The organism is Nocardiopsis trehalosi NBRC 14201, assembly GCF_001552555.1.
Lineage (GTDB): Bacteria > Actinomycetota > Actinomycetes > Streptosporangiales > Streptosporangiaceae > Nocardiopsis_B > Nocardiopsis_B trehalosi.
In genome coordinates, this window is record NZ_BCRK01000169.1 from 1 (window position 1) to 13,474 (window position 13,474).

10 protein-coding genes are annotated in these 13,474 nt (G+C 76.5%); 4 read left to right on the plus strand and 6 right to left on the minus strand.

All coding sequences use genetic code 11. From position 1 onward, the window contains the following. Positions 1 to 323: 323 nt before the first annotated feature. From NT8_RS22590 to NT8_RS22605, 4 genes are all read right to left on the minus strand, one after another. The gene (locus tag NT8_RS22590; RefSeq protein ID WP_067973305.1) at positions 324 to 2,714 is read right to left on the minus strand and encodes a beta-xylosidase/alpha-l-arabinosidase; all 2,391 of its coding nucleotides are present in this window, start codon (positions 2,712 to 2,714) and stop codon (positions 324 to 326) included. Positions 2,715 to 2,785: 71 nt separating this feature from the next. Further along, positions 2,786 to 3,688, minus strand: a complete 903-nt coding sequence (locus NT8_RS22595; protein ID WP_084469191.1) for a carbohydrate ABC transporter permease — start codon at positions 3,686 to 3,688, stop codon at positions 2,786 to 2,788. Continuing rightward, positions 3,685 to 4,635, minus strand: coding sequence for a carbohydrate ABC transporter permease (locus NT8_RS22600; RefSeq protein WP_067973308.1), 951 nt, complete (start codon positions 4,633 to 4,635; stop codon positions 3,685 to 3,687). Before NT8_RS22600 ends, NT8_RS22595 begins: the two co-directional genes overlap by 4 nt. Beyond that, positions 4,632 to 5,900 carry an ABC transporter substrate-binding protein gene (locus tag NT8_RS22605; RefSeq protein ID WP_067973311.1) on the minus strand — a complete coding sequence of 423 codons (1,269 nt, stop codon included), beginning with the start codon at positions 5,898 to 5,900 and terminating at the stop codon, positions 4,632 to 4,634. The genes NT8_RS22600 and NT8_RS22605 overlap by 4 nt, the downstream gene beginning before the upstream one ends. A 201-nt stretch (positions 5,901 to 6,101) precedes the next feature. On the opposite strand from NT8_RS22605, the gene NT8_RS22610 reads away from it, so the two are divergent. Both NT8_RS22610 and NT8_RS22615 read left to right on the plus strand, forming a co-directional pair. Next, entirely contained in the window at positions 6,102 to 7,097 is a 996-nt protein-coding gene (locus NT8_RS22610) for a LacI family DNA-binding transcriptional regulator (protein ID WP_394326595.1), read from the plus strand. Positions 7,098 to 7,525: 428 nt separating this feature from the next. After that, complete coding sequence (locus NT8_RS22615; protein WP_067973319.1) at positions 7,526 to 9,157, plus strand: glycoside hydrolase family 10 protein; 1,632 nt, start codon at positions 7,526 to 7,528, stop codon at positions 9,155 to 9,157. A 27-nt stretch (positions 9,158 to 9,184) separates the two neighbouring features. Here NT8_RS22615 and NT8_RS22620 read toward each other — a convergent pair whose 3' ends face one another. Next, positions 9,185 to 10,219 (minus strand): LacI family DNA-binding transcriptional regulator, encoded by a 1,035-nt coding sequence (locus NT8_RS22620; RefSeq protein ID WP_067973322.1) that lies wholly within the window; start codon positions 10,217 to 10,219, stop codon positions 9,185 to 9,187. Positions 10,220 to 10,325: 106 nt separating this feature from the next. On the opposite strand from NT8_RS22620, the gene NT8_RS22625 reads away from it, so the two are divergent. Continuing rightward, positions 10,326 to 11,309 carry a helix-turn-helix transcriptional regulator gene (locus NT8_RS22625; protein WP_067973324.1) on the plus strand — a complete coding sequence of 328 codons (984 nt, stop codon included), beginning with the start codon at positions 10,326 to 10,328 and terminating at the stop codon, positions 11,307 to 11,309. 37 nt (positions 11,310 to 11,346) lie between these two features. On the opposite strand, the gene NT8_RS22630 is transcribed toward NT8_RS22625, so the two are convergent. After that, positions 11,347 to 12,324 (minus strand): ABC transporter substrate-binding protein, encoded by a 978-nt coding sequence (locus tag NT8_RS22630; protein ID WP_067973327.1) that lies wholly within the window; start codon positions 12,322 to 12,324, stop codon positions 11,347 to 11,349. Between the two features lie 128 nt (positions 12,325 to 12,452). Here NT8_RS22630 and NT8_RS22635 point away from each other — a divergent pair, with 128 nt between their 5' ends. Next, complete coding sequence (locus tag NT8_RS22635) at positions 12,453 to 13,388, plus strand: LysR family transcriptional regulator (protein ID WP_245646286.1); 936 nt, start codon at positions 12,453 to 12,455, stop codon at positions 13,386 to 13,388. Positions 13,389 to 13,474: the final 86 nt, after the last annotated feature.

Here is a 13,474-nt window from a genome sequence, read left to right on the forward strand (position 1 = left end):
GGCGCCCCGCGGCCGGTGAGGGCCGCGGGGCGCCGCCGCCCGTGTACCGCCGGGTCCGGACGGGCCCGGCGGTCCGGTGTGCGCGGAGTCGGGGCGCCGACGGCGCGGCGGTGTCCGGTGGTACCCCGGCGGTGCCGGAGCCGGCGACCGGTCCGGGCGACGCGGATCGCCCGCGCCCTGGGGCGCGCCCTGCCGTGGGCCGGACCGCCGCCGGGGCCCGGCACGCGCGACCCCGCCGTGGCGGGTGTCCGCCGCGGCGGGGTGGGGGCGGCCCCCGGGGAAGGGGAGGGCGTGCGTTCCCGGGGGCCGCCGGCAGGGGCCGGTCAGGCCCGCACGCGCACCGGGTCGTGGACCCGCACCCGGCCGGTCAGCCGGCGGGTGTGGTCGACGGTGCGCGCGCCGCCGGTGAGCCGGACGCCGACGGGCAGGCCGGGGTCGGTGCTGGAGCGCGCGAGGGTCAGCACCAGGTCGCCGGGGTCGACGGCGCGGCGCCCGTCGGGCCCGGTGTAGGCGGCGAGGTCGGCGGGGACCGCGAACTCCACCCGGCGCGCGTCGCCGGGCTCCAACGGCACCCGCGCGTAGCCGACGAGGCGGCGGACCGGTCGGGTCACCCGCGCCACGGGGTCGCTCAGGTAGAGCTGGACGACCTCGGTGCCCGCGGTTGGCCCGTCGTTGCGGACCGTGCACCCCACGGTGGCCTCGCCGTCGGTGGGCACGGTGAGCGGCGGCCCGGCCGGATCGGCGGGCGCGCCCCCGGCGGTGGGGTCGGACCAGGTGAAGCGGGTGTAGGACAGGCCGTGCCCGAACGGGTACAGCGGCGTGGGGTCGGCCGAGGACACCTCGCTGCGCCCGGCCAGCGGCGCGCCCAGGTAGGGGGCGGGCTGCCCGCCGGCGGTGCGGGGGATGCCGATGGGCAGCCGCCCGCTGGGGCCGATCCGGCCCGACAGCACCCCGGCGACCGCCGGCCCGCCCTCCTCGCCGGGGAAGAAGGCCTGCACGACGGCGGCGGGGCGGGCGGCGCCCAGCGCGTAGGGCCGGCCGGTGTACAGCACCAGCACCACGGGGGTGCCGGTGGCGGTGAGTGCGTCGAGCAGGTCCTGCTGGACCCCCGGCAGCCGCAGGTCGGCGGCGTCGCACCCCTCCCCCGAGGTGCCGCGGCCGAAGAGCCCGGCCCGGTCGCCGAGCACGGCCACGCACACGTCGGCGGCGCGGGCGGCGTCGCACGCGGCCGCGATGCCGGAGGTGTCGGCGCCGTCCACGGCGCAGCCGGGGACGTGTTCGACCTCGCTGCCGGGGAGTTCGGCGCGCAGCGCCTCCAGCAGGGTGGGGATCTCCACGCCCAGGGGCACGTCCGGGTGGGACGGGCCGACGTGGCTGGGGAAGGAGTAGCAGCCGAGCATGGCGGCGGCGGTGTCGGCGTTGGGGCCGACGACGGCGACCCGGGCGGGGGCGCGCAGCGGCAGCAGCCCGGTGCCGTTGGCGACGAGGACGACCGACTCCTCGGCGAGGCGGCGGGCCAGCGCCCGGTGCGGGGCGGGGTCGAGGTCGACCCGGTCGGCGGCGGGCAGGGGGGTCCAGTCGGGGTCGAGCAGGCCGAGTTCGCACTTCTGGGTCAGCACCCGGCGGGCGGCGCGGTCGACCAGCTCTTCGGGCACCGTACCCGCGCGCACGGCCGCGGTGAGCGGGTCGCCGTAGCAGCGCACGGTGGGGAGTTCGACGTCGACCCCGGCGGCCAGCGCGGCGGCGGCAGCCTCGGCCGGTGAGCCGGCGACGCCGTGCAGCGTCTCCAGGAAGGAGACGGCGAAGTAGTCGGAGACGACGGTGCCGGTGAACCCCCAGGTGTCGCGGAGCAGCCCGGTGAGCAGGGCGGGGTCGGCGGTGGTGGGCAGGCCGTCGATCTCGGTGTAGGAGGGCATGACCGAGCGGGCGCCGCCGTCGCGCAGCGCCATCTCGAACGGGGCCAGCAGCACGTCGGCGACCTCGCGGGGACCGGCGGAGACGGGGGCGAGGTTGCGTCCGGCGCGGGAGGCGGAGTAGCCGACGAAGTGCTTGAGGGTGGCGACGGTCCCGCTGCCCTCCAGGCCGCGCACGTAGGCGGTGCCGATGGTGGCCACCAGGTGCGGGTCCTCGCCGATGGTCTCCTCGGTGCGCCCCCAGCGGGGGTCGCGGGTGACGTCGAGGACGGGGGCGAGGCCCTGGTGGACGCCGACGGCGCGCAGGCTCGCGCCGATCTGCCCGGCCATCTCCTCGACCAGGCCGGGGTCGAACGCGGCGCCCCACGCCAGGGGGACGGGGTAGACGGTGGCGGTCCAGGCGGTGAACCCGGCCAGGCACTCCTCGTGGGCGAGGGCGGGGATGCCGAACCGGTTGGCGGCCGCGACGCGCTCCTGGGAGCGGGCGAGGGCGCGGATCCCGGCGGCCGGGTCGACGGGGGCCGTGCCGAAGGGCCGGGTGAGCTGGCCGAGGCCGCCGGCGATGACCCGGTCCCAGTCGGGCGGCTCCTCGGCGAGGTCGTGCTGGTGGGGGGCGACGCCGTCGCCGGAGGCGTCGGCGCCCACCCACAGCCCGGAGAGCTGCGCGGCCTTCTCCTCCAGGGTCATGCGGCGCAGCAGGTCGTCGACGCGCGCCGCCGGGGGCAGGGCGGGGTCGCGCCAGGGGGCGGCGCCGTCGGGGGCGGCCGTGCGGCCGTCGTCGGGCTCGGGTGGACGCGTCATGGGTCGCCCTTCTGGGGGTCGGGTGCTCCGCGGGGGCGGAGCCTCGTGGGGGCCGGTGCGGCGGGCGGCGGTTATTTGCCGCCCACGCCCATCAGGCCGTTGACCAGGGACCGGCGTGCGAGGAGGTAGGCGATGAGGATGGGGACGGCGGAGAGCACCACGGCGGCGAGCAGGCCGGGCACGTCGACCCGGTACTCGCCCTGGAACTCGAACAGGCCCATGGTGATGAGGCGGCTGTCGCGGGACTGGGTGAGGACGAGGGGGAACAGGAAGCCGTTCCACGCCTGGAGGGCGGAGTAGACGGCGGCGGTGGCCAGGCCGGGCCTCGACATCGGCAGGACCAGGCGCAGGAACGTGCGGACGGACCCGGCGCCGTCGAGGGCCATGGCCTCGTACAGCTCGTCGGAGATGTCGCGCATCGACCCGGTGAGGATGAGGACGCAGACGGGCAGGGCGAACGCGGCGGTGGGCAGCACGATCGCGACCAGGGAGTCGTAGAGCCCCAGTTGGACGATGATCAGGTAGACGGGGATGACCACGGCCTGGGCCGGGATGGCGAGGCCGAGCAGGAACGCGCGGAAGACCCCGGTGGTCCACCGGCCGCGCGAGCGGACGACGGCGAACGCGGTGGTGGCGGACAGGATGCAGACGATCGCCACCACGGCGGCGGTGACGGCGAGCGTGTTGGCGACGAAGACGAGGATGCCGTTGTCGATGGCCCGGGCGTAGTTGTCCAGGGTGGGGTCGGCGGGCAGGGCGAGCGGGCCGGCGGCGGTGTAGTCCTCGCTGCGCTGGAAGGTGGCGACGAGGAGCACGTACAGCGGGACGCCGATGACGGCGAGCCAGGCGAACGCCCCGGCGCCGGCGAGGACGTTGGGCCGGCGGCGGCCCGGTCGGCCGGCCCGCCGGCGCGGCGGCCGGGGCGGCGCCGCCGCGCCGCGGGCGGCGGGGCGGGCGGGGGCGGAGGCGGTCACATGCCCTCCCGGGTGCTGCGCATGGCCCCGAACCCGGTCACGCGGACCATGACCAGGGAGACCGCTGTGGCGGCGACGACGAGGGTGAGGGCGATGGCGCTGGCGTAGCCCATCTCCCAGCGCTCGAACCCGGCCTCGTACATGAGGAAGGGGACGATGGTGGTGTCGCTGCCGGGGCCGCCGCCGGTGAGGATGAGGACGGTGTCGAAGTAGGTGAGGGCGCCGACGACCATCAGCACCGAGGAGGTGGTGATGGTGTTGCGCAGCTGCGGCAGGGTGATGTGCCGGAAGGCGGTCCACCGCCCGGCGCCGTCGATTTCGGCGGCCTCGTAGAGGGAGGCGGGGATCTGCCGGGCGCCGCCCTGGTAGAGCAGGGTGTGCAGCGGGATGAACTGCCATGCGGTGACGGCGATGATGACGAGGAACGCGCCGGTGGGGTCGCCGAGCAGGTCGGCGTCGGGGGCGCCGACGCGGGGGGCGATCCAGGCGAGCGGCCCGAAGTTGGGGTCGAGCAGGGAGCGCCAGATGAGGGCGATGGCGGCCGAGGACAGCAGCAGCGGGAGGAAGAAGATCGCCGAGAGCACGGCGCGGGTGCGCTGCCGCCCGGCGGCCCAGACGCCCAGGAGCAGGCTGATGGGGGTCTGCACGGCCCAGGTGGCGGCGGTGAGCACGAGGCTGAGGACGACGGCGCGGTGCATCACGGGGTCGCCGGCCAGCCGGGTCCAGTTGTCGAGGCCGGTGAACCGGGGGTCGCCGAGGCCGCCCCAGGTGGTCAGCGACAGGTAGGCCACGAGGGCCATGGGCAGGGCGGCGAACACGCCGAAGAACAGCAGGCCGGGCAGGGTCCACAGGGCGGAGGGCCGGCCGGCGCGCGGCCCGCGGGCCGCCCCGCCGCGCCGGGCCGGGGGCCGGGCGGCGGGGCGGGCGGTGGCGGGGGCGGCGCTCATTGCAGGGCCGCCAGGGCCTCGACGAACTCCTCGGGGGTGCTCTGCCCGTTGAACAGCCGCTCGATCTCGGTGGTCATCGGGGAGGCGACGGACGGCGGGAGGGCCTGGTCCCAGGAGAGCTGGAAGTTGGGGGCGTCGCGGACCATCTCGTACTGGAAGGTGGCGAACTCGGGGCTGGGGCTCTCGGACAGCAGCTCCTCGGCGCCGACGGTGACGGGGACCTCGCCGTTGGCGATCATGTCGCGGACGTACTCCTCGTCGTCGGTGGACTTGACGAAGGCGACGGCCTCCTCCGGGTAGGGGGTGTCGGCGGTGATGGAGAAGAAGTTGGTGGGGTTGCCCGCGACGTTGGCCGGGTCGCCCTCGCCGCCGGGCAGCGGCGGGAACGCGACGTAGCCGAGGTCCTCGGTGGCGAACTCGGGGGCCTGGTCGAGGTGGGTGGAGTACTCCCAGGAGCCCATGAGGTGCATGGCGGCGCGGCCCTCCGACAGCAGGGTGGAGGCGCCGCCCTCGGTGTAGCTCACCGAGGCGTAGTTGTCGCCGAACGCGCCCCGGTCGACCAGGTCGCGGACCATCTCGGCGGCCTCCAGCACGACGGGGTCGCGCCAGCCCTCGGGGTCGCCGTCGGCGATGCGCTGGAAGACCTCGGGGCCGCCGAGGCGGTCGACCAGGTACTGGAGCCACATCTGCTCGGTCCAGGGGTCGGCGCCGGCGAGGGCGAAGGGGATGACGCCCTCCTCGGTGAACAGGTCGACGAGGTCGAGCAGGTCCTCCCAGGTCTCGGGGGGTTCGGCGCCGGCCTCCTCGAAGACCGCCCGGTTGTAGAAGAGGATGACGGGCTGGGTGCCGCGCAGGGGGACGCCGTACTGGGTGCCGTCGATGGCGCCGGCCGCGAGGATCGACGGGATGTAGGCGTCGGCGAACTCGGGGTCCTCGGCGAAGACGTCGTCGAGCGGGGTGAGCATGCCCTGCTCGGCGTAGGGGGCGATGCTGCCGGCGCCCCAGTTGAAGAACACGTCGGGCTGCTCGCTGGAGCCCATGGCGGTGCGCAGCCGGTCCTCGTAGGTGTCGCCGGGGACCTCGTCGATGACGGCCTGGACGTCGGAGTCGGCGTTGAAGCGCTCGACGGCCGCGTCCTGCACGACGACCAGGGTGTCCTGGTACATCCACACGTGCATGCGGTCGTCGGCGGAGCCGCCGCCGCATCCGGTGGCGAGGAGGGCGAGCACGATCGCCCCGGCGGCGCCGACTCTGGGGGTAGTCATGGCCACTCCTTGTTTCGAAACTATCGGGGGAGATTTCGAAATTCAGGAGGCCGAATTTACGGTGCCGCAACGAGGAGCGTCAATACCCGGATGAGACGTGCGCCACGCGGACGCCACCCGGGCGCCGGGCATCGCGTAAAATCCCGGGGCGTGACTGCAGATCCGAGCCCACCTCCGCCCGAGGCCGCCCCGGCGGAACCCATCACCATCTCGAAAATTGCGGAGGCCGCCGGCGTCTCGGTGCCGACGGTGTCGAAGGTGCTGAACGGCCGCGCCGACGTCGCCGCCGAGACCCGGTCCCGGGTCGAGGAGCTGATCCACCGGCACGGCTACCGGCGCCGCCGCGGCCCGGGCGGCGGCCGCTCCGCGACCATCGACCTGGTCTTCCACGAGCTGGACAGCGCGTGGGCGATCGAGGTCATCCGCGGCGTGGAGCGGGTCGCCCGCTCCGAGGGGCTGAGCGTCGTCCTGGCCGAGTCCGGCGGCGAGCAGACCCCGCAGGACGGGTGGGTCGACTCCGTGCTCGCCCGCCAGTCGACGGCGGCCATCCTGGTGTTCTCCGACCTCGCGCCCGAGCAGCGGGCCCGGCTGGCCGCCCGGGGCATCCCCTTCGTGGTGGTCGACCCCACCGGCGACCCGGGCGCCGACGTGCCCTCGGTCGGCTCGGCCAACTGGAACGGCGGCCTGGCCGCCACCCGGCACCTGATCGACCTGGGGCACCGGCGGATCGCGGTGATCGGCGGCCCCCGGCACGTGCTGTGCAGCCGCGCGCGCATCGACGGCTACAGCTCGGCGCTGGACGCGGCCGGGATCGCCCTCGACCCGCGGCTGGTGCGCACCGGCGACTTCCACGTCGAGAGCGGGCGCGACCGGGGGCGGGAGCTGCTGCTGCTGGACGACCGGCCGACGGCGGTGTTCGCGGGCAGCGACCTGCAGGCCATGGGGCTCTACGAGGCGGCGCGCGAACTGGGCGTGCGCATCCCCGAGGAGCTGAGCGTGGTGGGCTACGACGACCTTCCGGTGGCGCGCTGGATGGGCCCTCCGCTGACCACGGTGCGCCAGCCGCTGACCGAGATGGCCGAGGAGGCCACCCGCATGGCGCTGACGCTGGCGCGCGGCGGGCGCCCCGCCAACCTCCGCCTGGACCTGGCGACGGACCTGGTGGTGCGGCAGAGCAGCGCGCCGCCGGCCGGCTGAGCCGGGGCGCGCGGAGACCGGCCGCGCGAGGCCGCGGTGCCGACGCGGCCGGTCCCGGGGGCACGGGAGGTTCCGGGGCACCACCTCCTCGGACTCGGTCGGCGGGCCGGACGCTCGGATGTGGGGGACGTCCGGCCCGCCTCGGGAACGCCCGGGGCGCTTGGGAGCGCTCCCAAACCGTGTGCCGAAGGTAGCAACGCGGGCCGCCCGATGACAATCGGAGTTTGCTCCGAAACACTCCGGAGCCGGCGGACGGCCGCCCGCCGCACCCGCCGGGCGCCGCGGCGCGCACCGCGCCACATGCGAAGGGATATTGCACCGCGAGGTGCATTGTGTGAAAGTTTTCTCCACACAGGCGGTACCGTCCGCCTCCCCGAGCCCGGCAAGCTCTGGAGGGACCGACGTTGAAGCGACACCACCCCGCAGCGATGCCCGACCCGGGCGGCCCGCGCCGCCCGACCCCCCGGACGGCCGTCGCGCGCGGCCCCCTGCTCCGGACCCTGTCCGGCGCGGTGGCCGCGCTGGTCACCGGGTCCCTGGTCGCCGCCGCACCGGCGCACGCGACCGGGCAGCAGACCGGACCGGCCACCCGGCCGTGCACCCCCGACGCCGACGCCGTCGACGAGCGCCAGATGCGCGCCATGTGGATCTCCAGCGTCGTCAACATCGACTGGCCCAGCGACCAGGGCCTGTCGGTGCAGGAGCAGCAGGACGAGCTGACCGCCTACTACGACCAGGCCGTCGACCTCGGCCTCAACGCCGTCTTCGTGCAGGTGCGGCCGACCGCCGACGCGTTCTGGCCGTCGCCGCACGAGCCCTGGTCGGAGTGGCTGACCGGCACCCAGGGCGCCGACCCCGGCTACGACCCGCTGGAGTTCGCGGTCGCCGAGGCGCACGAGCGCAACCTGGAGTTCCACGGGTGGTTCAACCCCTACCGGGTCTCCATGCACGACGACCTCGACCGGCTGGTCGAGGACCACCCCGCCCGCCGCAACCCCGACTGGGTGTTCGCCTACGGGGGCCGCTACTACTACGACCCGGGCGTGCCCGAGGTCCGCGCCTTCGTCCAGGACGCCATCATGGACGCGGTCGAGAACTACGACCTCGACGGCGTGCACTTCGACGACTACTTCTACCCGTACCCGGTGGCCGGCCAGGAGGTCCCCGACGCCGACACCTTCGCCGAGCACGGCGGCGGCTTCGACGACATCGAGGACTGGCGGCGCGACAACGTCAACGCGCTCATCCGCGAGATGGACGAGCGCATCCACGACGCCAAGCCGCACGTGAAGTTCGGCGTCAGCCCGTTCGGCATCTGGCGCAACGCCTCCAGCGACCCGGCCGGCTCCGCCACCCGCGGGTTCGAGTCCTACGACGGCATCTACGCCGACAGCCGGCGGTGGGTGCGCGAGGGCTGGGTCGACTACATCAACCCGCAGGTCTACTGGGAGATCGGCCACCCGGCCGCCGACTACGCCGCGCTGGTGCCCTGGTGGTCCGACGTGGTGGCGGGCACCGACGTGAGCCTCTACATCGGGCAGGCCGCCTACAAGGTGGGCACCGCCGGGTGGGAGGACCCCGCCGAGCTGAGCGACCACCTGACGTTCAACCAGGACCACCCCGAGGTCGACGGCGACGTCTACTTCAGCGCGGTGCAGCTGCGCACCGCCGCGGCCGAGGCCATGGACATCGTCTACGAGCGGCACTACTCGCGGCCCGCGCTCGTGCCCGTCGCCGAGGGGCGGGAGGGGCGCGCGCCGCGCACCCCCTCGATCGCCTCCGCGCGGCGCACCGACGCGGGCGCCGACCTGCGCATCCGCGCCGGTTCGGGGACCGCCCCCGCCTACTACGCGGTGTACCGGTTCGACGGGCGGCCGCGGCCGGCCGAGCAGCGGTGCGCCCTCGACGACGCCCGCCACCTGGTGGGCACCGTCCGCGCCGACGGCCGCACCACGGAGTTCACCGACCCCGGCGCCCCGGAGTCGGCCACCTACTACGTGACCGCGCTCGACCGCACACACCGCGAGAGCCGCGACAGCGGACCGCGCCACCTGCGCTGACGCCCCACCGCCGGCGCCCGGACCGTCTCACCGGCCGGGCGCCGGCGCCGTGCTGGCGCGCGGCAGGAGCACCGCCGGGGGCGTCTCGACCGAGCCCGCCGCTCCCCCGGCCAGCCGGGTGAGCAGCAGCGCCGCCGCCAGCCGGCCGTGCTCGGTGACGTCGCGGCGCACCGCGGTGAGCGCGGGCCGCACCACCTGGCACAGCGGGGAGTCGTCCCAGGCGACCACCGACAGGTCGGCGGGCACGGCCACCCCCATGTCCCGGGCCGCCGCGAGCCCGGCGGCGGCCATCAGGTCGTTGTCGTAGACCAGGGCGGTGGGCCGGGGCCGGGCGGACAGCAGGCGGCGGGTGAGCGCGGCGCCCTGGTCGGCCGTGTAGTCGGCGTACGCCACCTCGGCGGCGGCCAGGCCGCGGGCGCGGGCCGCCGCGGTGAACGCGGCGGTGCGCTCGGCGGTGTGCACGAGGTCGGGCGGGCCGGCGACCCGGGCGATGCGGCGGTGGCCCAGGCCGGCGAGGTGGTCCAGCACGCCGCGCATGGCGCCGGCGTCGTCGGACCACACGCACGGCAGCCCGGCGGCGCCCGCGGGTCCGCCGACGACCACGGCGGGCGGTCCGGCGGCGGCGAGGGCGGCGGCGCGGGGGTCGTCGCGGCGGGGGCCGTCGCGGCGCGGGTCGATGAGGAGCACGCCGTCGACGCGCCGCTCGGCGTGCCAGGCGCGGTGGGTGGCGGTCTCCAGGGCGCGGTCGGCGACCGACCGCAGCAGCAGCGAGGTGGTGCCGTCGCGCAGCTCGTCCTGGATGCCGGCGACGAGCCGCATGAAGAACGTCTCGGTGCCCAGGACGAGGGCGGGCCGGTGGACGACGAGCCCGATGGCGCCGGCCCGGCCGTCCGACAGCGCGCGTGCGGCGCTGCTGGGCGCCCAGCCCAGCCGCCCGGCGGCGCGCAGGATGCGCTCGCGGGTGGCGGCCGACACCCCGGAGCGGCCGTTGAGCGCCCGGGAGACGGCGCCCTTGGACACCCCCGCCGCCCTGGCGATGTCGACGATGGTGGGACGCCTCATGCCCGTGCCCCCTCGGCCGTGGCGGCGCATCGGGGCCGCACGCGAGGGGAGCGTACCAAGGGCCGGCCCGGCCGCACCGGGGCCGCGCGTCCGGTAGGACTGGGGGATGCGCGCCGGACGTCTGCTCTCCCTGCTGCTCCTGCTCCAGAACCGCGGCCGGATGACCGCCGCCCGGCTGGCCGAGGAGCTGGAGGTGTCGGAGCGCACCGTGTACCGCGACGTCGAGGCGCTGGCGGCGGCGGGCGTCCCGGTCTACGCCGACCGCGGCAGCGGGGGCGGGTACCGGCTGCTCGGCGGGTACCGCACCCGGTTGACCGGGCTCACCGGCGGTGAGGCCGAGTCGCTGTTCCTGTCCGGGGTGCCGGGGGCCGCCGACGAGCTGGGGCTGGGCGCCGAGATGGCGGTCGCCCGCCTCAAGCTGCTCGCGGCGCTGCCCGAGGGCCTGCGCGAGCGCGCCGAGCGGGTGCGGTCGCGGTTCCACCTGGACGCCACGGGGTGGTGGCGCTCCCGCGAGGACGCCCCGCACCTGGCCCCGCTGGCGGCGGCCGTCTGGGAGCGGCACACGGTCGCGATCGCCTACCGGCGGGGGGACGGCACGGAGGTGCGGCGCACGGTCGACCCGCTGGGGCTGGTGCTGAAGGCGGGCACCTGGTACGTCCTGGGCCGGGTGCACCCCGCCGGCGGGTCGCGGGGCGGCGTGCGCACCTTCCGGGTGGCGCGCATCGGCGCGCTGACCGACCTCGGGACGGAGTTCACGCCGCCGGAGGGCTTCGACCTGGCGGAGCGGTGGCGGGCGTGGTCGGCGGAGTTCGAGGCGTCGCGGCACTCGCTGCGCACCCGGGTGCGGTTGACGGCGCGCGGGCTGGAGCTGGTGCGGGCGCTGGCGTCGCCGATCACGGCGGCGGGCACCGAGGGCCGGGAGCCGGGCGCGGACGGCTGGTGCGAGGTGGAGCTGGCGGTGGAGTCGGTGCGGCACGCGACGGTGGAGTTCGCCGGCTACGGCCCCGACATCGAGGTCCTGGACCCGCCGGAGCTGCGCGCGGCCCTGGCCGCCTACCTGCGCGCGGCCGCCGACCGCTACGCCCCCTGACCGGCCGCCCCGGCCGGCCAGGGGGCGGGCGGCGCGCTCAGGACAGGGCGCCGAGGGTGGGGGTGAGCTCCTCGCGCAGCCAGCGCAGGGCGATGGGCGCCGGGGAGTTGATGGCGTTGGCGAAGTCGGCGTCGGCGAAGTAGACGGTGCCGTCCTCCACGGCGGGCAAGGACCGGAACAGGGGGTCCTCCTCCAGTTCGGCGCGGCCTTCGGGCGCCCAGACCGCGAGGAAGTCGGCGTCGAGTTCGGCGGTGTTCTCGCGCGGCAGCGGGTCGCTGGACTGGGTGTTGTCCTGGTTGGCGGCGGGTTCCATGCCGTAGAGGTCGAACACCGAGCCGTTGCCGAAGGTGAAGCCGGCAGGGTCGGCCCGCACCCACTGGTAGGTGGTGCCGTCGGGGACGCCGGCGCCGGAATCGGCGAACTCGGTCTCGATGTCGGTGATGAGCCGCTCGGCCTCGTCGGCCGCGTCGAGGGCGGCGGCGGTGCTGCGCAGGCGCACGTCCCAGTCGACGTTGACCGATGTGGAGTCGGGGGCGACCGTGGGGGCGATGGCGTTGAGCCGGTCGAAGGTCCGCTTCTCGGTGAGCAGGTAGGTCTCGGCGACGATCAGGTCGGGTTCGAGGGCGGCGATCGCCTCGATGTCGGGGGTGCCGTCGGCCCGCACCAACCCGGCCTCGGCGGTGTCGGCGACCCGGTCGGCGAGCCAGGGGGCGCTCTCCTCCAGGGTGGCGGGGTCGAGGGCGACCCCGACCGGGTCGACGCCCAGGGAGACGACCTCGTCGGCGGAGGGGGCGCCGAGCGCGACGACGCGCTCGGGGGCGGCCTCCACGGTGACGTCGCCGTGCGCCGTGGTGACCGTGAGCGGGTAGCCGCCGCCCGCGCCGGCGGCGCCGGCGTCGGTGGCGGGTTCGGGCACGCCGCACCCGGCCAGCAGGGCGGCCGCGGCGGCGCCGGCCGCCGCGCACCGCCACCGGGCCGCCGTCGCCGGGGCCGCGCGTCGGGCACACGTGTCCATGGGGGGTCTCCTCACCGCGTCGGGGGATGGGCGCCCACCGGGCGCCGAAGTAAGGCGAGCATAGCCTTACCTGAGGCCGGTGGGGAGGGCGGCCCGGCCGCGCCGCGCACCCTCCCTAGACTGGGCGCATGCAGGGGGGCGACGTGGACGCGCGGCGGTTGGCGTACTTCCTGGCCATCGTGGACCACGGCGGGTTCGGCCGGGCGGCCGAGCGGCTGCACATCGCCCAGCCGTCGCTGTCGCAGGCCATCGCGGCCCTCGAACGCGACCTCGGCGCCGACCTGTTCCACCGCGCTGGGCGCGGGGTCGCGCTGACCGACGTCGGCGCCCAGCTGGTCGAGCCGGCCCGGCGGGTCATCCGCGACCTCGACGCCGTCCGCGACACCGCGCGGGCCGCCCGCGGACTGCGGCGGGGCCGCGTCGACGTGGTGTCGATGCCGTCGCCGGGCATCGAACCGCTGACCACCCTGATGGCGGCGTTCGCCCGCGCCCACCCGGCCATGTCGGTGCACGTCGCGGCGGCCTTCACGGCCGACGAGGTGGTGCGGGCGGTGCGGTCGGGGGCGGCCGAGGTCGGCCTGCTGGGGTCGGCCGTCCTGCCCCGGGCCGCCGGGTTGGACGTGCTGGCGGTGGAGGACCAGCCGCTGGTGCTGCTGTCGCCGCCGGGCCGCGCCCCGGACACGGGCCCGGTGCCCCGCGCCGACCTCGGCGGGCTGCGCCTGGTGGCCTCCCCGCCGGGGTCCCTGGTGCGCGGGATCGTGGACGACGCGCTCGCGGGCGGCGCGGCGGCGCACCTGGCCGCCGAGGTCGCGCACCGCACCTCGATCCTGCCGCTGGTGCTGGCCGGGGTGGGGCACGCCGTGGTACCGGCGGCGTGGCGGCCGCTGGCCGCGCGCGCCGGGGTGGTGGTGCGGCCGATCACGCCGGCGCCGGTGCTGCGGGTGTCCGCCGTCAGCCGCGCCGGGCGGCTCACCCCGGGCGCCCGCGCGTTCCTGGACGCCGCCGAGCGCTACGCTGCCGAGCGCGCCGCGGCCGGGGACGGCGGGGCGGACCCCACGCCATAGGCGCGGCCTATGACCCGCATCGCCGACGCGTCTTGGACGCCGCCGGGCGGGCCGGGCTTGACTGGCGGTGACCCCGTCCAGAGAGG

Coding starts and splice junctions, on each gene's coding strand:
- NT8_RS22630 (WP_067973327.1), bottom strand. CDS start 12,324: ATGGACACGTGTGCCCGACGCGCGGCCCCGGCGACGGCGGCCCGGTGG.
- NT8_RS22620 (WP_067973322.1), bottom strand. CDS start 10,219: ATGAGGCGTCCCACCATCGTCGACATCGCCAGGGCGGCGGGGGTGTCC.
- NT8_RS22625 (WP_067973324.1), top strand. CDS start 10,326: ATGCGCGCCGGACGTCTGCTCTCCCTGCTGCTCCTGCTCCAGAACCGC.
- NT8_RS22615 (WP_067973319.1), top strand. CDS start 7,526: ATGCCCGACCCGGGCGGCCCGCGCCGCCCGACCCCCCGGACGGCCGTC.
- NT8_RS22600 (WP_067973308.1), bottom strand. CDS start 4,635: ATGAGCGCCGCCCCCGCCACCGCCCGCCCCGCCGCCCGGCCCCCGGCC.
- NT8_RS22590 (WP_067973305.1), bottom strand. CDS start 2,714: ATGACGCGTCCACCCGAGCCCGACGACGGCCGCACGGCCGCCCCCGAC.
- NT8_RS22635 (WP_245646286.1), top strand. CDS start 12,453: ATGCAGGGGGGCGACGTGGACGCGCGGCGGTTGGCGTACTTCCTGGCC.
- NT8_RS22605 (WP_067973311.1), bottom strand. CDS start 5,900: ATGACTACCCCCAGAGTCGGCGCCGCCGGGGCGATCGTGCTCGCCCTC.